The following is a 19,886-nucleotide window of genomic DNA, read 5'->3' as shown; positions in this document are numbered from 1 at the left end:
ACTTCAATCATCTGATATTTAAATTTATTTTTAGCTTAATCGATAGCGCCTGCATTTTCATCATGTTTACCATGAACATAATAATCAACATGTTCAGGATCAAGCGGTTGAACACCACGAATAATATCTGCCGCTTTTTCAGCAAGCATTAATACAGGTGCGTGAATATTACCATTTGTTGTTGTTGGCATGACTGACGCATCTACTACACGTAGATTTTCCATGCCGTGAACTTTCATTGTTAATGGATCCACTACTGCCATTGGATCTGAAGCAGGGCCCATTTTTGCACTACAAGATGGGTGCAATGCTGTTTCAGCGTCTCGACGTACCCAATCTAAAATTTCTTCGTCTGTTTGAACAGAAGGTCCTGGTGAAATTTCTCCACCATTATAAGGATCAAGTGCAGGTTGTTTTAAAATGTTACGTGCGACACGGATAGCTTCAACCCATTCGCGTTTATCTTCATCTGTAGATAAATAGTTAAATACAAATTTTGGTTTAACATATGGGTTCGTTGATGTGATTTTCAAGCTACCTCTTGAATTTGAATACATTGGTCCAACATGAACTTGGTAACCATGCGCTGTATCTGCTTTTTGTCCATCATAGCGTACTGCAAGTGGCAAGAAATGGAACATTAAGTTTGGATATTTCACATCATTATTTGAGCGAACGAATCCCCCACCTTCAAAGTGGTTACTTGATGCCGCACCTGTACGACGTGTTAACCATTCCAAACCAATAAATGGCATTTTGAAAATATTCAAGCTAGGTTGTAATGAGACAGGCTCTTTACAAGTGTGTTGAATGTACACTTCTAAGTGGTCTTCAAAGTTTTCACCTACACCCGGTAAGTGAATACGAGGTTCGATACCTAATGAACGTAAATGCTCAGAATCACCGATACCTGACAATTGTAGCAATTGTGGTGTGTTAAATGCACCACCAGATAAGATAACTTCTTTTGCGAGCACTTTGTGTAAACGACCATTTCGTTTATAAGTCACACCTGTAACGGTATTACCATCAAAATGAAGTTTTTCAACGAATGCACGTGTTTTAACCGTTAAGTTTTGACGTTTCATTGCTGGACGTAAATAGGCACGTGAAGCAGAAACACGGCGCCCATTATGAATTTGACTATCAAATGGACCAAACCCTTCTTGACGGAAACCATTCACATCTTTCGTTTTTTTATAACCCGCTTCGACAGCGGCATCGAAAAATGCATGGAATAACGGGTTATCAGCAGGACCACGACGTAATTTAATAGGACCATTTAAACCACGTATTGGATCATCTGCATCTGCACCAAAAGTCGTTTCCAAACGTTTGAAGTAAGGTAAACAGTGGGCATAATCCCAAGTATCCATGCCTTCAGGTTTACCCCATTTTTCATAGTCTAGTGGGTTACCACGTTGATAAATCATCCCATTGATTGAACTTGATCCACCTAACACTTTACCACGTGTATGGAAAACTTTACGTCCGCCCATATGCGGTTCGCCATCTGTTTCATATTTCCAATCGTAAAGGCGGTTACCTGATGGATACATTAAAGCAGCTGGCATTTGAATTAACAAATCCCAAGGGTAATCACTGCGTCCTGCTTCAAGTACTAAGACTTTTTTGTCTTTATCTTCACTGAGGCGAGCACCTAATACAGATCCAGCACTCCCACCACCGATAATGATATAATCATACATTTTGTCGTACGCTTTACTCATAACAAAAATCCTCCTCGTAGTTGTATACTGACGCGCTATTTCAAACTATGTACAGATGTGAAAGAAACGTTTAGCACTTATCGTTGCATTTACGTCATTCTTTCACACCTTTTGACTTTGAAAGAAGTCTGTCATATAAAAGACAAACGCTCATTCAATTGCTCAATTTATGATTCTGATTGGCCAAACCAGTGAACTGGCTCAGGGCTTGTATTCATTAAGATGTGTTTTGTTTCTAAATATTCTTCTAAACCGTGATGTCCAAGTTCGCGACCGATACCTGATTGTTTATAGCCGCCCCATGGTGCTTGTGCAAAATAAGGATGGAAATCATTGATCCATACTGTACCCATTCTCATTTTTGATGCCACGCGTTGCGCTTTTCCGATATCTTTCGTAAAGACACCACCTGCAAGACCATAGATAGAGTCATTAGCTAATTTGATAGCTTCTTCTTCTGTGTCAAAACCTTCTATCGTTACAACAGGACCAAACACTTCTTCTTGTACGATACGCATAGACGTGTCACAGTTTGTGATGATTGTCGGCTCAAAGAAATAACCATTTTTTAAATCTTCTCTAGATGGTCGCTTACCACCGATAGCAATCTTTGCGCCTTCTTCTTGCGCAATTGTCATATATTTTTCAACTTTGTCACGATGCTGTTCAGAAATAAGTGGTCCCATTTCAGTATCTTCATCAAATCCATTACCTAATTTGATATTTTGAACACGCTCAATTAATGCTTTTTCAAATTTATCTTTAATAGAATGATGAACAATAATACGAGAACCTGCCGAACATACTTGACCTGCATGGAAAAAGCCACCATTTAATGCTTGATCAACAGCTAAATCAAAATCAGCATCTTCAAAAATAACGTTTGGATTTTTACCACCAAGTTCAAGTGCAATATTCGTAACATGCTCTGCGGCTTGTTTCATAATACGTTTACCTGTTTGGATACCGCCTGTAAATGACACTAAATCCACTTCAGGATGCGTAGACATGATGTCACCGATTTCAGAGCCTGCACCTAAAACTAAATTAATAACGCCTTTAGGGAAACCTACCTCTTCCATAAGCTCAAACACACGAATAGTTGTTAAAGGTGTGATTTCACTCGGCTTCATGACAATAGAACAACCTGTTGCAAGTGCTGGCGCAATTTTCCATGAAGCTTGTAATAGCGGATAGTTCCAAGGAGTAATCTGAGTCACAACTCCGATTGGCTCTTTGACGATTTTACTTTCTGTATTTGGAATAGGTGAATTAATTAATTCGCCCCCGTCTTTATCTGCTAAACCTGCAAAATACATAAATACATTGTGTATATCATCCATATCTGCAAGAGATTCTTCTAAAGTTTTACCTGTATCTAATGTTTCTAAATGCGCCAACTCTTCACGATGCGCTTTGATTTGATCCGCAATTGCACGAACCTTTTTACCTTTGTTCTCACCTGTTTCAAGTGCATACACACCTTCATCAAATGAACGTCTCGCTGCTAGAATTGCACGTTCTACATCTTCATTCGTTCCTTCTGCTACTTCTATAATCACTTCTTGGTTATAAGGATTGAGAATTTGACGTGTCGCTTGATTGCTACTTTCTACCCATTCCCCATCAATATATTGACGACGAGATAATTGGTTTACAAATTCCATGCATATACCTCCGTTAAGTTTGTTAAGTTTTTATTTAACGAATTTCACAAATTTAACTTTATCATAAGGAAAAGTGCCATGTCAATCGACATCGCTTGGATTTGCAGTGTGCCAAAAAAACCGTTAAATTATTAATGAACATTTGATTTATATTTAATTAAAGATTAAAATTTAGAGCGTTAACGCTATTAACGAGTTAATTTATAGGGAGGTGAGATGTCGTGGCACGACCAAAATCACACGAAGCACAACTCGAAGTCGCGAAAGATATTGTTATTAATTCAATTGCTGAAACTATGGATTTATATGGGATTAATCGTAGTGTTGGAAATCTCTACGGTATTATGTTATTCAAAGACAGCATGACATTGGATGAAATGCGTCAAGAATTACAAATGAGTAAGCCAAGCATGAGTTCGGGCGTTAAGAAATTGCAAGAATATGACATTGTTAAGCAACGCTTCACTCGAGGCAGTCGCAAACAACATTTTGAAGCTGAAAAAGATTTCTTTGAGTTTTTCTGTAACTTTTTCACTAGAAAATGGAACCGAGAAATTTCAATCAATATGGCTGCACTCAGAGAATCAGAAGCAATGATTGATAAGATTATTGCAGCTGAAGATGTAGATGAAGCAACGAGAGAAGAAGCGATAGAAATAAAAGCCCATTTAGAGCATTCTCGGATTTATTACTATTGGTTAGAATCAATTAGTGATGCATTAAAATCGGGAGAAATATTTGAACACTTCCCTATTCCTAAACCTAAAGACATAAAAAAATAAAGCTGTTTCAGTATTTTCTCATGAAGAGATGTAGATCAGACAAATTCAAAACCGAATAACCTAGCCTTTTTCAATAGCTACAATCGGTGAGCTAAAGACTGCAAATCATATTTTATTTCAATAACAAAGTTTGATACCTCATCAAAAAAGCTTTATGGCGCCCGTTAAGACGCCATAAAGCTTTTCCTATTTTTTATAAATTGTCATCCTCTTCATCTTCGCCAACTCTTAAAATTCTCAATGATCGGCGTTCAATACGTTTAAAACGATCGGCACGTGATTGTAGCGCAATCCGATCCCCTGCTAGAATCATCATAAACGAAATCATAATAATGATAAAAATGACAATTAAAGGTACACCCGCAACAATAGAAGCGGTTTGTAGTATTTCAAGTGCCTTTTCACCACCGACAAGCATCAACGAGAATGGAAGTAAACATAAAGCAAACGCCCAAAATAATCGATTGGCTTTAATCGGTTCTCCTTTAACACGTTTTTGTGTTGCCGCTGCGACAATATACGACGCAGAGTCAAAGGTTGTAACCAAGAATAAAAAGGCTGAAATAATAAACAAGCCAATAACAATTTGTGGGAACGGCAAATGACTAATCACTTCAATAATCGTTGCCTCCGTACCATGTGCATTTAAATAATGAATCACATCAAATTGACCTGAAATTTGTAAATAAACAGCATAGTTGCCAAAAATACCGAAGAACAGCACACAACCAAATGTACCGTAAACAATTGTTCCTAATATTACTTCTTTTAAAGTACGACCTTTTGAGATTCGCGCAATAAACAGACCGATAAATGGCGCATAAACAATCCACCATGACCAATAGAAAATCGTCCATTGTTGTGGGAATTTCGTTTCTTCACGTCCGCCAATGCCACCGAACGGCTCCAACCAAGTGGCCATTTGGAAAAAGTTTTTCAACATATTCCCAAAGCCAGTTACCGTCGTTTCCATAATAAAAATCGTTGGTCCAACGATAAAAATAAAGCCAAGTAAAATGAAGGAAAGCCAAACGTTCAAGTCACTTAAAACTTGAATTCCCTTTTTCAAACCTTGGTATGAACTATATGCAAATACAATTGTAATACATAAGAGCACGATACTCTTTACGACCATACTTGTTCCATCTATACCAAATAACTTTTCAAGACCGGCTGAAATCATAGGCACCCCTAAAGCCAGTGATGTCGCTGTTCCTCCAATAAGTCCAAAGATGAATAAAATATCAACGAGTTTTCCTAAAAATTTGTCTGTCTGACCTTTCAATATTGGTCGACAAGCTTGACTGATTTTAAAAACAGGTTGCTTTTTCACAAATACGAGATACCCAATTGGTAAGGCAGGGAGTACATATATTGCCCATGCAATCGGTCCCCAATGAAACATACCATACATCGTCGCATAGTTAAGTGCTTCATCAGATAAAGGTTTTGCACCATGAGGCGGGCCTTGATAATAATATGCCCACTCGATGACACCCCAATATAATATATCCGAGCCAATGCCCGCACAAAATAACATGGATGCCCATGCAAAGTCACTAAATTCGGGTTTATCACTCGCACGACCTAAAGTCACAGACCCATATTTACCAAATGCTATGTATAAAACAAAACAAAAAATCGCTAACCCCAATACGAGATAAATCGCGCCGAGTTTTGAAGTGACGAAATTATTCATCGCAACTACAACTGAGCGACTCTGTTCTGGGAAGACCATCATCGGAATAACAGCCATTAATAACACGATTGCTGTTCCAATAAAAACAACCCAGTCCATTAGCTTATATTTTTTATGCACTTTAAAGCACCCCTTATTTAATTTTTGATCCCTTTGTTGTGCAATCTACGATGTCTAAACGTTTTTTATACAAGAAATAGGTTATCTAAAAATAATAGTTAATGCAAATATCATACATAATCACAAGTTGCTTAATTTGAATATATATAACTTTTAGAGATTATAAATATTGTCAAAACGCCTTTATAAAGTACATTAAAATTGTTAAGAATTAATTTAACGTTTCTAATTATGTATTTTTATAACCTATAAGTGAATAAATATTTATTTGTATTTCTTTGGCTTGTCTGTTATTGAATAGGCTGTAAGGAGAGGCGCCTCAGCATAAAAAAAGGTTGAGACTTTCCATTTGTCTCAACCTCTGAAGTCTTAAAATGATAAGACACACGCTGAAATATCATTTAACATTGCGTATCTTTTTTAATCCAATATAACTTTTAATGAAAATGGCTTTAACTAATTCTAATTAAAGCGAGTTAAACGTTTCAATGATGAGGTAAAAGTTCAAGATTGTCAAAAATATTGCCAGTGTCCAAGCGATGATGTTGATCCAACGTTTATTAGTGAATGCCTCACCCATAATTTTTGGGTTATTCGTCGCAATCGTTAACGGAATAATGCTTAACGGCAATGCAATACTCAAAAATACTTGGGTGAAAATCAGTAAATTTTCAATTGTTGATGGATCAGAGCCATAAAGCCATAAACAAATGAATACCGGGATAACTGCTAAACCACGCGTGATAAGGCGTCGAATCCATTGTGGAAAGCGTAAATTCACAAAACCTTCCATTACAATTTGTCCTGACAAAGTCCCTGTAATGGTAGAATTTTGTCCTGAAGCTAATAAAGCGACTGCAAACAATGTACTCATTACAGCCCCACCAAAAGCGACAGAGACGTGCGAAGTTAATAATGCGTGGTGTAAATCATAAAATCCACCTAATGCTTTGCCACTGCCAAAAAATAAAGCAGCACCTAATATTAAAAGTAAACAGTTGACTAAAAATGCAAGCGAAAGTTGTAAATTCGAATCAATCGTTGCATATTTAATCGCATCTTTTTTCTCTTCTACTGAATCTCGTCCATATGCACGTGATTGTACAATTGATGAGTGCAAATAAAGGTTATGCGGCATAATAGTTGCACCAATAATACCGAGTGCGATATATAAAGCACCGGGTTGTGTGACCACTCCACTTTGCGGAACAAAGCCACTTAAGACGAGTGGCCATGACGGGTTCGATAAATAAACTTCAAACACAAAGATGATAAAAACGGTCAACACAAGCACCGTGACAATAGCCTCTATTTTTCTAAAACCGAACTTAATAATCAATAATAGTAGCAAAACATCAAAAACAGTAATCGTTACCCCAAGCCATAAAGGAATATGGAAAAGTAAATTCAATGCTATGGCACTACCTATGACTTCTGCAATATCAGTGGCCATAATTGCCATTTCTGTAATAATCCATAAAATGACTGCTATTTTTCTATTCGTCATTTCACGTGTCACTTGTGCAAGGTCCATCCCGCTTGCAATACCAAGTCGTGCACACATACTTTGTAATAACATTGCAGCTAAACTTGAAATTAAAATAACAGACAGGAGGATGTAGCCATACTGTGCGCCTCCTGCCATTGACGTAATCCAGTTACCGGGATCCATATACCCCACTGCGACAAGCGCCCCTGGTCCTAAATACATTAATGTTTTTTTCCATTTTGCAGCTTGGTTATCAAACACAACTGTACCATTAATTTCTTCTAAGCTCTTACGCATTTGACTCATCCCTTTTCGAACGGCTTACCTTTAAATCATTTTCTATTTAAAAAATAATTTAGGATTACCTAAATTGATAACATTATTATATATGCTTTAACATAAAATGAAAAGTAACACGTTTCACTTTTTACATTATCTGTATAATAATCACTTAACTTTCACTCTAAAATGAAAAAGCGCTAAGCTGACTTTTGTAATATAAATCAACTTAACGCATTTTTTCATCTTCATGTCATATAGCTTTGTCGAAAATGTGGAACTCTAGCTGTCACTTTTCAATATTGGCAGCAAATAACCACGCTTCCACTCATAGAAACAGCCCCTATTATCTGTCTATGTGATAGACATTAACCATTTTCTCTTTTGGCACGTCTCCACCATCGATAAACCATGAAAAGTAGTAGGATAACGAGAATAGCAATAATCACCTTCGAATAAAGACCTACATACTGTAGCACTTCTTGCATATGATCACCTAATGCTGATCCTAAAAAGATCAGAAATATATTCCACGCACCTGTCCCAAGTGCTGTAAATATAATAAATATGGGTAAATTCATACGCGTGATACCAGCAGGGATTGAAATCAAAGTTCTTAAAATCGGTACGAATCGGCCAAAGAAGATTGCCCAGTGGCCATAACGCTCAAACCAATGAATGGTTTTATCTAAATCTTTGCGTTTAATCCTTACATATTTACCATATCGATCAATCCAGCGGTATAATCTTTCTTCACCAATCCATAATCCAAGATAGTATAGGACAACCGAACCCGCTGTCGCCGCGACAACAGCTACCGCACATACCACTCCAAAACTTAAACTTGACTTTGTCGTCATAAAACCAGCAAAAGTTAAAACAACCTCTGATGGAAAAGGATGGATAATATACTCCACAAATATTAATAAAAAGATTCCTATGTAGCCATAATGACCCATCACATCAACAATCCATTGTTCCATATCTTCACCTTTGATTCCTATATTGTTAAAACTTTTATACTCATCAAGTTTAACAGTCTATTTCTTCAATATTCAACTTATTACACTGCTTTATTATGCTTGTGTAGAATAATGTAAGCCACCCTCACAAAATGATAAGTCAAGATCTTAGTCTCATCTTGATCTAAGAAAAGGTTTCCCCTCAAACGATTAACAGTAGATGTCTATGTTGTACACGCCTCCATATCAAGCTTTGTCATCCAATTCATCTTTGTCGGGTCAGTCTACCCGGACACTGCCAGACAGACTAACCGCACTCTATTAATATTGTATTGTCGCTGTAACTCTTAATTGTGTATCTGTTTTGTTCTCATAAACATGGGGGGTATTCGCATTAAAACTTATCGCTTGTGCAGCCTGAATTTCATAATGTGTCGTACCTACAGTTAGTGTTAGCGTACCTTCATTGACGATGATAAATTCTTTCGCACCATCTTGATGTGCATCAGATTCTAACACGCCTCCCGCTTCGATTCGCATACAAAACATTTCAAATGCGTGTGCATGATCATATGGAAAATAAGGATAAACCACGACAGAGTGATTCTCATTATAAATCGGTTTAATGTCTGCTTTATCAATAATCTGAATATGCTTATTATCTTGACTAATCAGAGACGTCAAAGGAATATGCAATCCATTCGCAAGCTTCCATAAAGTATTGATACTTGGGTTCCCTGTTCCTTTTTCAATTTGGCTAATCATCGTTTTACTTATCCCCGTCATTTGAGCTACTTTATCTAAACTCAAACGATGGATTTGTCTATAGTGCTGGAGGTTCTCAGCAACAACAGAATTAATATTCTCCATTTTTTAAGCCCCTTCTATTTACAATATATTGAACATGATGTACGATATGTTGTGTTCTTTATATAGAACGTTTCGTTAATTATATCAAAAAAGGCAGGCGTTTACACGATGGAACAACAAACTAATCGAATCAATTGGTTGCTTTTTATTGGCATCATGCTGATTGCAGCAAATTTGCGTGCCCCTATTACCTCTGTAGGTGTAGTCTTACCAACCATTAAAGATACATTAAATTTAACAAATACAGAAGTCAGCTTCATTTCTATCATTCCATTACTTGCATTTGCGATTATTTCATCTCTTGTCGCTAAAGTCAGTCACCGCTTCGGTATGGAACGTTCATTGTTCTTTGCCATTGCATTAATTTTTATAGGCGTTATCATACGCAGTGTGACCAATGTCAGCTTATTATATATTGGCACGATTTTAATCGGTGTCGGCATTGCATTTGGTAATGTCCTTGCGCCAGGTATGATCAAATCAAAATTCCCAATGCGTATCGGTATTATGACCGCATATTATACCGTTGTTATGAATATTTTTGGCGCACTTTCATCATATGGCGCAGCACCTTTACTCAAATCATTTAACTATAATATTGCTTTAGGTCTTATCGGTGTCGTTACTTTGATTGCACTTATCGTTTGGACTTTCCAACTCCGTAATCATGAACAACAAGTAACCGTGGATACAACAGATGCCGTTAACGTTTGGAAATCTCCCCTCGCATGGCAGATTACATTACTAATGGGAGGGCAATCATTAATTTTCTATTCTTTAATCAACTGGTTACCAGAATTCTTATTATCTTATGAGATACCAGTTACTTATGCTGGGCTCTATTTATCTATTTTGCAACTGGCAATCATTCCATTGACTTTCGTGACACCTTTATATGCCACGAAACTACGTTCACAAGTTATTCCAACTGCATTTACAGGGGCACTATTTACAATAGGTATCTTAATCTTAATGTTTTCACCTCATCTTGCCCTTATATCGCTCATTATTATTGGGATAGCGTTAGGTATCGCATTTGGACTTGTAAATACGTTCTTTAGTTTACGAACTGAAAGTGGCCTTACAGCAGCTAAGTTGGCAGGGATGTCTCAAGCAGTCGGCTATCTCTTCGCATGTATTGGACCGTTATTTTTCGGTATCTTACATGATGTGACAGGCCATTGGGTATTCTCATTGCTGATCCTGCTGTTAACTGCCATCGCTGTTATGATTATTGGCGCACGTGCTGGACGTAATACAACGATTGAAGCTTCATTAAGAAAATAAGTTTTCATGCGTTCACGACTATGAACGATGCCGTTAAGCTTTTCATATTGCATTTTACTTTTGAATACTAAAAAGGGAGCCGCTGAATCGTCTTAATCTTTGAGACGACAGCTTGCTCCCTCTTTTTATTATCGTTATGCTCGCCATCTTTCCTCAAAATGTCCCACTTTCCAGATAAGTAGTGCAATAAGCCATGATAGTATGAGTACGATAACTAAAATATAGCCTAACCATCCAAAATCTAATTGTGTCAACCACCCTAAAAAGCCATGGTCCCAATGTTGTTTTTCGCCAATAAGCTGAATAATTTCAATGCCACCTATGATAATCGCAGCAATGACTGAAATAGCGGTCATCGTGATATTGTAAAAAAGTTTTCTAGCAGGACTTTCAAATGCCCAGTGATAGGCATTTGTCATGAACACACCATCTAGTGTATCGAGTAAACTCATGCCTGATGCAAATAAAATCGGCAAAGCAATGATACCTAAAAACGGCACTGTATGCTGTGATGCACCCGCTGATAATGCTAGTAATGAGACTTCACTTGCTGTGTCGAACCCTAAACCAAATAAGAATCCTAAAGGAAAAACGTGCCAACTTTGATTAATTAATTGAAAAAGCGGTCCTACAAAGCGCATGATTAAGCCTCTTGATTCAATCAATTCATTGATTTGACTCTCTCCAATTTCTTCGTATTTCAATTTTCGGGATAATTGTATTAATTGAATCAGTATAACTAAGTTTAAAATCCCAATTAATAATAAGAAAAATCCAGAAACCAGTGTACCGATTAATCCACCTGTTGATTGAAAACCTGCTAAATGGCTTTGCGCCCAATGAACGGCTAACCCTAACATAACTGCCATTAAAAAGACCACAGATGAATGTCCGAGTGAAAAATAAAAACCTACACCCATAGAATGACGCTGTTGTTCTAAAAGTTTACGCACTGTATTGTCGATAGCAGCAATATGATCCGCATCAAATGCGTGTCTCAATCCTAATGTATAGGCGACCACACCCATCCCAATGATGAGCGGATGACTCGCACCGCCGATCATTAGAAAAACAACACCTAAAATATGTAAAAGCAGAATCACCACAAAATAAGGAAGAGTAGCTTTAATACCTTTAGTTCTTTCCATATCTCCATCACTTCAATTCTTATTTTATAATAACAAAATCATACAACGAACTAAACAAAATTAAAAGCTTTTACCATTATCATCAAATAAAATTTTAATGATTATATTTATTAAAGGGTTATTTTCAGTTTTAAATATAATATATTACCAAATACTGATATTACGCACAAAAATAGCAATAGAGACAACGATAATGGCGCTTGAAATTTAACTCAAGCGTCACCCAATCATCGACCTCTATTGCTTATATAGGACTTAAACATCAGATAGATGGCTCAATCCATTTTGTTATTTCATCATATACGCCACTTGTAGTTCATGCTTAATGATAAATCCGGCTACCTTGTGCTTTAAATTCTTTTGCTTTTTCTTGCATGCCCTCTAATTGATCCTTATGTGCATCTCGAATATTGTGTGAAATACGCATTGAACAGAATTTTGGGCCACACATACTACAGAAGTGTGCGACTTTAGCAGATTCTGCTGGCAATGTTTCATCATGATAGGATCTCGCACGTTCAGGATCTAAAGACAAATTGAATTGGTCAATCCATCGGAACTCGAATCGCGCTTTACTGATTGCATCGTCACGTTCTGTAGCGCCCGGCAAGCCTTTTGCAAGGTCTGCGGCATGTGCTGCAATTTTATATGTCACTACACCTTCACGCACATCTTCTTTATTAGGCAACCCCAAATGTTCTTTCGGCGTCACGTAACATAACATGGCTGTCCCATGACTCGCAATCTGCGCTGCCCCAATTGCAGAAGTGATATGATCATATGCAGGGGCAATATCAGTGGTAAGGGGTCCTAAAGTATAAAACGGTGCTTCTTTACAGTAAAAATCAGCGAGCTCTTGGTTCTCTCTAATTTTATGCATCGGGATATGCCCTGGTCCTTCAATCATTACTTGGACATCGTGTGCCCAAGCGATTTCAGTCAATTCACCTAGTGTCTTTAATTCAGCGATTTGACTTTCATCATTGGCATCATAAATAGAGCCCGGTCTTAAGCCATCCCCTAAAGAAACTGCGATATCATATTGGTTTAGAATTTGACAAATCTCATCAAAATGCGTATATAAAAAGCTTTCTTCATGATGTGCTAGACACCATTGTGCCATAATTGAGCCCCCACGAGAAACGATTCCCGTTAAACGATTAACAGTCAATGGAATATAGCGCAATAATACACCTGCGTGAATTGTAAAGTAATCTACACCTTGTTCAGCTTGCTCAATTAATGTATCTCGATACACTTCCCATGTTAAATCTTCTGCAACACCATTTACCTTTTCTAACGCTTGATAGATTGGCACTGTTCCAACTGGCACCGGAGAATTACGAATCAAATATTCACGTGTCGCATGAATATTTTTACCTGTCGATAAGTCCATAATCGTATCCGCACCCCAATGTGTTGCCCATACGAGCTTTTCAATTTCTGCTTCAATAGAAGAAGACACTGCAGAGTTCCCTATGTTTGCATTAATTTTAACTTGGAAATTTTTACCAATAATCATCGGTTCAGACTCTGGATGATTGACATTATTTGGGATAATCGCCCGACCTTTAGCAATTTCGTCTCTTACAAATTCTGGACTGACATTTTCACGACATGCAACAAATTTCATCTCTTTCGTAATCCATCCTTTTTTAGCATAATGCATTTGGGTAACTTGATAACCCGCTTTTGCTCTTCTAGGTTGATATTGAAAAGGATGTGTCACTAAATTTTGATGCGACGCTGTCTTAAAACCATTATCAATCGATTGCACACGGCGTCCTTCATAATGTTCAACATCATGACGTGCTTCAATCCAGTTGTCACGCAATGCAGGAATTCCTTTCGTAACATCGACTTCGTAATGATCATCATGGTAAGGGCCTGCTGTATCATACACCACGATTGGATCATTGTGACGTACTTCCGCGTCCATGATTGTGTCAGATAACTGAATTTTACGGAAGGGGACGTGGATATCGGGATCTATCCCTTCCTTGTAAATACGCTGACTTGCCGGAAAATTTTTCTTCAATTCAATTTGTTCTTGTTTCATTCCCTTTGCCTCCTAATACATGCTCGAGGCCTTTAATTCAACTGAAAACCAAAGAAAATGCGCACTCTAGAAAAATTGAGTGCGCATTAAAGAAACGAATATATTATGAAGTGGTAGGCGCTCTGAGATGGCTCGTTTCATTATGAAAGACAAACCAAAATAGACAGCTTTTCAAAAACCACTTTATCTTAAAATCATTTCGTTTGCTTCCCTACGCTAGTATGATCTAGATCAGGTTCAAAGGGTTGAGGCTTGCACCTCTTTCAGCTTACTAAAGCACCCCTAGCAAGTTCATATTTAAGTTTTGCAAATTTATCGTAACATTAAAAATGTAAAATGACAATTCAACTTATAAAATTGCTATTTTTCATATGCGTATCGTTGGACCGATTTATTTAAAAACAAAACTCAAATTATAAAATCGGTGATACTAATTTGGCAATCGATTGCTTAAATTTGACCCAATTTGAACGTTGTTCATATCGTTCAGGTGTTAATTGTTTAGAGACTTTTAAATCTTCTTTAAATGCAGAAATCAATGATTCAGCAATATCTTGATTGTAAATCAACGCATTCACTTCAAAATTCAATTTAAAGCTTCGCGCATCCATATTAGCAGAACCGACGGACGCCACTTCTCCATCGATAACCATCATTTTAGAATGAATAAAGCCATTTTCGTACGTGTAGACATTGACACCTTCATACATTAACAATGCAACCGTTGTCAATGTCGCCCAATGAACGAAAGGTTGGTCTGGTTTATTCGGAATCATTAGATGAATATCGACACCTGATTTTGCAGCAATTCTCAGCGCATTTACGAAGCCCACATCAGGGACAAAGTAAGGCGACTGCATATAAATGGTAGACTTCGCATTCATAATCATTTTTAAATATGCGAATTCGAGTTGTGGCCAATCTCTGTTCGGTCCACTTAGACCTAACTGCATAGCAACTTGGCCATCTTTTCGTGCATTTTCTGGGAAATAACGTTCGCTATAATCAAGTTGATATTCATCAGCAACTTGTGAGTTCCAATCGTGAATGAAACCAAGTTGTAACGCATCTACACCATCACCTTGTATACGTAGATGCGTATCACGCCAGTAACCCATTTTTTCATCTAAACCTAAATATTCATCCCCTACATTAAAGCCACCCACATAACCGATATCGCCATCGATGACTACGTTTTTGCGGTGATTCCGATTATTGACGCGAAAGTTAACGAAAGGAATAATTTTCGCATGGAAAAACGCTTCAACCTCTACACCTGCCTCAGTTAAATCTTTTAATTTTGACTTTCTTAACTGTTTTGAACCTACCGCATCATATAGAAGTTTGACTTCAAGCCCTTCCTTCGCTTTATCTTTTAAGATTTCAAGAACAGACTTACCAAGACCATCTAAATTCAAAATATAAAATTCCATGTGTATATAGGTTTTGGCTGCTTTTAAATCTTGCTTCATCTTTTCAAAAAGTGCATGTCCATCAGTAAACGTCTTCACATGATTATTTTCACTCAAAAAACTCACTTCACGTGTCAACATCATTTCTACTAAGTCAGATTGCTTCTCCACGACAGGATTTTCCGTTTTAAAAGTGTGATCAATGAACTGCTGCTTTTGATTTTTGACGCGCGTTCGCGCATCCTCGATTTCTTTTCCTTGTTCATAACGTGAGCTTTTCAATCTTACTGCTCGCCCGAAAAATAAATACAGTAAGAAACCGAATATCGGCATAATAAATAATAACAACAGCCAAGCCCATGTCGCTGTTGCTTCTCGTCGATCCCGCTCTAAAAAGATAATAAACAATGCTAAAACAACATTTATCAGAAAAAAAGCACCTGATACAATTCTATATATCATATTGACGTTCGGATCAAATATGAGTTGCAATGTTGGCTCCCCCTTATCTATTTTTGAATGTCATCATTATAACGCAATTATTGTTTTTAAGCATTTAACTGAATAATGAATAAATTAAATCAAATAAATTATGACAAAAATTTTCCATTTTAAATTCATTTGGGATAAACTAAAAGAAATCATCAAAGGAGGTTTTATAATGAGCTATATCGATTATATCCCGTCTAAAGATGGAACAAAACTTTATGCTAAAATCACACGCGCAGAAAGACTTTTTGATTTTGAACTACCAGATGATGAAACGCTTGATGAACAAATTAATGTCATTATTGTTCATGGCTTAGCTGAACATTTAGACCGTTATGATAAAATTACTGACTTTTTAGTTTCAAATTCTATCAATGTCATTCGCTATGATCAACGTGGACATGGACGTTCTGAAGGTAAACAAACATACTATGATCATAAAGATCAAATTATAGAAGACTTAGATGCAGTCGTTCAATATGTAAAAGACAACTTCGGTAATAAAATATACTTAATCGGCCACAGCATGGGCGGTTACAATGTTGCCTTTTATGGTACACGCTACCCTGGACGTGTGAACGGTATTATAACTTCTGGCGGTGTCACTCGAGATAACAATCGTTTCTTTGAAGAAGCATACGGCGATAGACAAACACCTCCAGATTCGTACGTTCCAAATGTTTTATCAGAAGGCATTTGCTCTGATCTCAATGTGGTTAGAGATTATATCCACGATGCACTCGTTCCAAATGAAATTTCGATGGGTCTTGCATATGCCATTGTGGATGGTGTTATCGAACTTAAAGAAAACCCAGACGCATTTGTAGATGATGTTTTGATTTTACACGGTCAAGCGGATCCTATCGTTAATCCAAAAGATTCGTTACAATTTTATGATGAGATTGCTTCACAACATAAAGCAATACGTATCTATTCAGACTTACAACATGAAATTTTTAATGAATCTAGCTACAATGAACTTATTTTCCAAGACATCGTTCAATGGATTTACTTTACAGATGAACGCCAAGGCGGCACTACGTTTTAAACGATTACGCTTTAAACATCACGCATTTTTAAAATCACTATAACATGCAAGCGAGCCAGAAGTAACATCACGTTACTTTCTGGCTCGTTTTTTATCAATCTCCCACTGTCTATCCTGACTTACAACACAAAAAGTAGCCCATCACTTGTCATTCCACGGCACGCGTTGTACATTGAACATAGTATAAGTCGTATTTATACAACTACTTCAATATAAGGAGAAATTTATGAAGCACGTTTACTTTAACCATGATGGCGGTGTAGATGATCTCATTTCACTGTTTTTACTTTTACAGATGGAGGATATTCAGTTAATCGGTGTCAGTGCGATTGGTGCAGATAGCTATGTTGAGCCTGCAGAGAGCGCCTCTCGTAAAATTATTAATCGGTTTTCTCGTTACCCTCTAAATGTCGCCGCTTCAGAAGAACGCGGTAAAAATCCATTTCCAAAAGACTGGCGTATGCATGCTTTTTTCATGGATGCCTTGCCTATCTTAAATGAACAGGTTCCTATACAATCACAGTTAAGAACGGTTCCTGCATATCAAGATATCATCGAGCGTCTTGAAACTTCTGAGAGATCCGTGACGTTATTATTTACAGGACCTTTAACTGATTTAGCGAAAGCATTACAAATCGCACCTCATATTACTGAAAAAATTGAACGCCTCGTTTGGATGGGCGGCACATTTTTAGAACGTGGTAATGTCGAAGAACCTGAACATGATGGAACAGCAGAATGGAACGCATTTTGGGACCCAGAAGCGGTAAAAACCGTTTTTGATAGCGCCATTCCAATCGATATGGTCGCACTTGAAAGTACAAACCAAGTGCCACTAACACTCAATATCCGACAAATGTGGGCAGATGAACGTCACTATCCGGGTGTTGACTTCCTAGGCGTCAGCTATGCAGCTGTTCCACCTTTAACACATTTTCAAACGAATTCGACTTATTTTTTATGGGATGTTTTGACGACAGCTTATGTCGGTCAACCTTCACTTGTTAAAAAAGTGGAAGTAAAAGCTTCCGTTTATACAAAAGGACCTAGCCAAGGTCGAACTTATTTAGATGAACAAAACGGACGTCTCATTCAAGTAATCAATCATGTTGAACATGATGCATTCTTTAAATACATTACAGAGCTTGCTAAAAAAGTCTAAATATATTGATGATCTAATACATTAACAATAATACATCACGCCTGAGATATAATTTATTTTAGTTTACAAAAAAGCTTTTAATTCATTAAAAGAATGGTAGAGGTTGGGATTGCGCATATGCTGATATTGTGTGCTGCGCAATCCTTGTTATCTTTGACGATAGAAACTGAACAAAATACAAATGAACCCAATTATGTTTAAAAATGTTTTAAAAGTTTTATGATGATATTCGCCCTCTTTTAATCTTATTGCTCTCTTTTAATGGATACGTTTGATGATATAAAAAAGTGCTGATTACAATGCATAGTATCGGCAAAATCAATCCTAATATACGTATCCCCATTTGCGTTTCAAAACGCTGATGCTGGTTTGGAATAAAGTGAAATAGCGACATACCGGCACCAATCATGAGACCGGATAATGCATGTGACGCTTTAGTGATAAAGGTATACGTCGCAGTAATTAAACTATCGTGGCGTCGTCCAAATTGTATTTCCCCATCATCAATCACATCCGCGAGCATAATTGTCACCATACCTAGCATGAAACCCGTACCGATTCTAAGAACCATTCCTCCAAATAAAATCCACCCCAATTGATGCGGTGCTACAAAGCCTGAGTATAAAATCAAAACAAGACCGCTAATGATGAATAACATCGCACTATTAAACGCATTTTGACGGCCTACATGCCCTATCCAAAAAGGCAAGCATACTAGCGCAAGCATTTCGACAAATATCACACTGTTAAAATATACAAAATATTGTTCAATATTGATGACATACTTGAAATAATAAATAAGTGTGCCATTAAGTAACTGCATGCCTAAATTAAAAAATAAGAGTAATCCCATCATAGCTAATAAAGCATGATGATGAAAAAGCATCTGTTTGATTTTATTAAAAGGTAATCGAGGAATCGGCTTAACTTTAACTGACTGATTTTCTGGAACACCTATGAGCGTCACTCCAATTGTCACTACAAAAAGTACGCTACAAAAAAGTGCCACAATAAACATACCGACTGAAAGATGTCCATGACCTAAAATTTGACTCAAACGGTCAATCAAATACAACCCCCATGTTCCAATCATACAAGCAGCTAAACTCGCAAAAAAGCGTGGAATCACAGACATCTTCTCACGTTCTCGCGAATCTTGTGTCAAATTCGGTAGCCATGCCCAATAAGGAATATCCATCATCGTATAAGTCATCCCCCACAATACATACATCACTGACACATAAACATACATCATGAATTGAGGTAATTCAAAGTTCGTAAATAATAAGAGTGTAATCAGTGCATTTGTCGTTGTTCCTATCCCTAGCCATATTTTAAACTTGCCAAAGCGATGCTGCGTTCGATCGACCATTATCCCCATAAGTGGATCGTTGATGGCATCCCATATTCTTGCAATAAAAAAAAGAAACCCCACAAAAACGGGGGATAGTTTAATAATATCCGTCACATAAAACATAAAATAAATACTGACTAAATTAAATACAGCATCTTTACCGACGGCACCTACTCCAAATGATAATTTTTGACTTTTGGTTAATTGCACTTTCAAATTGAATCCCCTTTTTCAGTTTATAGGCAAAAGCATTAATAAAAATAGCATAATTCTTTCATCCGTTCCATTGCGCTATGATGCCACAATCAGTGATTATGCTTCCAAAAAAA

General features: G+C 37.2%; 14 protein-coding genes and 1 riboswitch. Of the genes, 4 read left to right on the top strand and 10 right to left on the bottom strand.

Annotated elements, in window-relative coordinates:
- Positions 1 to 35: 35 nt before the first annotated feature.
- Complete coding sequence (betA, locus tag KM149_RS01755; RefSeq protein ID WP_214971092.1) at positions 36 to 1,730, bottom strand: choline dehydrogenase; 1,695 nt, start codon at positions 1,728 to 1,730, stop codon at positions 36 to 38.
- Between the two features lie 167 nt (positions 1,731 to 1,897).
- On the bottom strand, positions 1,898 to 3,397 hold the full coding sequence (betB, locus tag KM149_RS01750) for a betaine-aldehyde dehydrogenase (RefSeq protein ID WP_165546273.1): 1,500 nt from the start codon (positions 3,395 to 3,397) through the stop codon (positions 1,898 to 1,900).
- 221 nt (positions 3,398 to 3,618) lie between these two features.
- Between betB and cudC the strand changes: the two genes are divergently transcribed.
- Positions 3,619 to 4,179, top strand: coding sequence for a choline uptake/conversion transcriptional regulator CudC (gene cudC / locus KM149_RS01745; RefSeq protein WP_165546272.1), 561 nt, complete (start codon positions 3,619 to 3,621; stop codon positions 4,177 to 4,179).
- 193 nt (positions 4,180 to 4,372) lie between these two features.
- Here the strand turns inward: cudC and KM149_RS01740 are convergent, their stop codons facing one another.
- The 4 genes from KM149_RS01740 to KM149_RS01725 form a co-directional block, all read right to left on the bottom strand.
- Entirely contained in the window at positions 4,373 to 5,977 is a 1,605-nt protein-coding gene (locus KM149_RS01740) for a BCCT family transporter (protein WP_050331926.1), read from the bottom strand.
- Positions 5,978 to 6,464: 487 nt separating this feature from the next.
- Positions 6,465 to 7,784 carry an Nramp family divalent metal transporter gene (locus KM149_RS01735; RefSeq protein ID WP_060829357.1) on the bottom strand — a complete coding sequence of 440 codons (1,320 nt, stop codon included), beginning with the start codon at positions 7,782 to 7,784 and terminating at the stop codon, positions 6,465 to 6,467.
- 350 nt (positions 7,785 to 8,134) lie between these two features.
- Positions 8,135 to 8,749: a DedA family protein gene (locus KM149_RS01730; protein WP_060829356.1), complete on the bottom strand. Its 615-nt coding sequence runs from the start codon at positions 8,747 to 8,749 to the stop codon at positions 8,135 to 8,137.
- 300 nt (positions 8,750 to 9,049) lie between these two features.
- On the bottom strand, positions 9,050 to 9,598 hold the full coding sequence (locus tag KM149_RS01725) for an XRE family transcriptional regulator (RefSeq protein ID WP_050329869.1): 549 nt from the start codon (positions 9,596 to 9,598) through the stop codon (positions 9,050 to 9,052).
- Between the two features lie 108 nt (positions 9,599 to 9,706).
- Between KM149_RS01725 and KM149_RS01720 the strand changes: the two genes are divergently transcribed.
- Positions 9,707 to 10,885 carry a CynX/NimT family MFS transporter gene (locus tag KM149_RS01720; RefSeq protein WP_060829355.1) on the top strand — a complete coding sequence of 393 codons (1,179 nt, stop codon included), beginning with the start codon at positions 9,707 to 9,709 and terminating at the stop codon, positions 10,883 to 10,885.
- Between the two features lie 134 nt (positions 10,886 to 11,019).
- Here the strand turns inward: KM149_RS01720 and KM149_RS01715 are convergent, their stop codons facing one another.
- The 3 genes from KM149_RS01715 to cls all read right to left on the bottom strand — a co-directional run bounded on the left by KM149_RS01715 (position 11,020) and on the right by cls (position 15,996).
- Positions 11,020 to 12,033, bottom strand: coding sequence for a HoxN/HupN/NixA family nickel/cobalt transporter (locus KM149_RS01715; RefSeq protein ID WP_241415488.1), 1,014 nt, complete (start codon positions 12,031 to 12,033; stop codon positions 11,020 to 11,022).
- Between the two features lie 322 nt (positions 12,034 to 12,355).
- Positions 12,356 to 14,092 (bottom strand): phosphomethylpyrimidine synthase ThiC, encoded by a 1,737-nt coding sequence (gene thiC / locus KM149_RS01710; protein WP_214971098.1) that lies wholly within the window; start codon positions 14,090 to 14,092, stop codon positions 12,356 to 12,358.
- 191 nt (positions 14,093 to 14,283) lie between these two features.
- A riboswitch (TPP riboswitch) is annotated at positions 14,284 to 14,386 on the bottom strand.
- Between the two features lie 119 nt (positions 14,387 to 14,505).
- Complete coding sequence (cls, locus tag KM149_RS01705) at positions 14,506 to 15,996, bottom strand: cardiolipin synthase (RefSeq protein ID WP_182281158.1); 1,491 nt, start codon at positions 15,994 to 15,996, stop codon at positions 14,506 to 14,508.
- A gap of 169 nt (positions 15,997 to 16,165) precedes the next feature.
- Here cls and KM149_RS01700 point away from each other — a divergent pair, with 169 nt between their 5' ends.
- Together KM149_RS01700 and KM149_RS01695 are read left to right on the top strand one after the other, a co-directional pair.
- Positions 16,166 to 17,041: an alpha/beta hydrolase gene (locus KM149_RS01700; protein WP_165546265.1), complete on the top strand. Its 876-nt coding sequence runs from the start codon at positions 16,166 to 16,168 to the stop codon at positions 17,039 to 17,041.
- Positions 17,042 to 17,267: 226 nt separating this feature from the next.
- Positions 17,268 to 18,203, top strand: coding sequence for a nucleoside hydrolase (locus KM149_RS01695; RefSeq protein WP_214971104.1), 936 nt, complete (start codon positions 17,268 to 17,270; stop codon positions 18,201 to 18,203).
- Between the two features lie 217 nt (positions 18,204 to 18,420).
- On the opposite strand, the gene melB is transcribed toward KM149_RS01695, so the two are convergent.
- Positions 18,421 to 19,767 carry a melibiose:sodium transporter MelB gene (gene melB, locus KM149_RS01690; RefSeq protein ID WP_241415578.1) on the bottom strand — a complete coding sequence of 449 codons (1,347 nt, stop codon included), beginning with the start codon at positions 19,765 to 19,767 and terminating at the stop codon, positions 18,421 to 18,423.
- Positions 19,768 to 19,886 lie beyond the last annotated feature (119 nt).

Origin of the sequence: Staphylococcus coagulans (genome assembly GCF_022557135.1) — a bacterium.
Taxonomy (GTDB): Bacteria; Bacillota; Bacilli; order Staphylococcales; family Staphylococcaceae; genus Staphylococcus; species Staphylococcus coagulans.
This window is presented reverse-complemented; position numbering and strand designations above follow the sequence as displayed.

What these genes read in the sequence shown, in the direction of transcription:
- betA (WP_214971092.1), bottom strand. Translation starts at nt 1,730, where the DNA reads ATGAGTAAAGCGTACGACAAAATGTATGATTATATCATTATCGGTGGT.
- betB (WP_165546273.1), bottom strand. Translation starts at nt 3,397, where the DNA reads ATGGAATTTGTAAACCAATTATCTCGTCGTCAATATATTGATGGGGAA.
- KM149_RS01740 (WP_050331926.1), bottom strand. Translation starts at nt 5,977, where the DNA reads ATGGACTGGGTTGTTTTTATTGGAACAGCAATCGTGTTATTAATGGCT.
- KM149_RS01735 (WP_060829357.1), bottom strand. Translation starts at nt 7,784, where the DNA reads ATGCGTAAGAGCTTAGAAGAAATTAATGGTACAGTTGTGTTTGATAAC.
- KM149_RS01730 (WP_060829356.1), bottom strand. Translation starts at nt 8,749, where the DNA reads ATGGAACAATGGATTGTTGATGTGATGGGTCATTATGGCTACATAGGA.
- KM149_RS01725 (WP_050329869.1), bottom strand. Translation starts at nt 9,598, where the DNA reads ATGGAGAATATTAATTCTGTTGTTGCTGAGAACCTCCAGCACTATAGA.
- KM149_RS01720 (WP_060829355.1), top strand. Translation starts at nt 9,707, where the DNA reads ATGGAACAACAAACTAATCGAATCAATTGGTTGCTTTTTATTGGCATC.
- KM149_RS01715 (WP_241415488.1), bottom strand. Translation starts at nt 12,033, where the DNA reads ATGGAAAGAACTAAAGGTATTAAAGCTACTCTTCCTTATTTTGTGGTG.
- thiC (WP_214971098.1), bottom strand. Translation starts at nt 14,092, where the DNA reads ATGAAACAAGAACAAATTGAATTGAAGAAAAATTTTCCGGCAAGTCAG.
- KM149_RS01700 (WP_165546265.1), top strand. Translation starts at nt 16,166, where the DNA reads ATGAGCTATATCGATTATATCCCGTCTAAAGATGGAACAAAACTTTAT.
- KM149_RS01695 (WP_214971104.1), top strand. Translation starts at nt 17,268, where the DNA reads ATGAAGCACGTTTACTTTAACCATGATGGCGGTGTAGATGATCTCATT.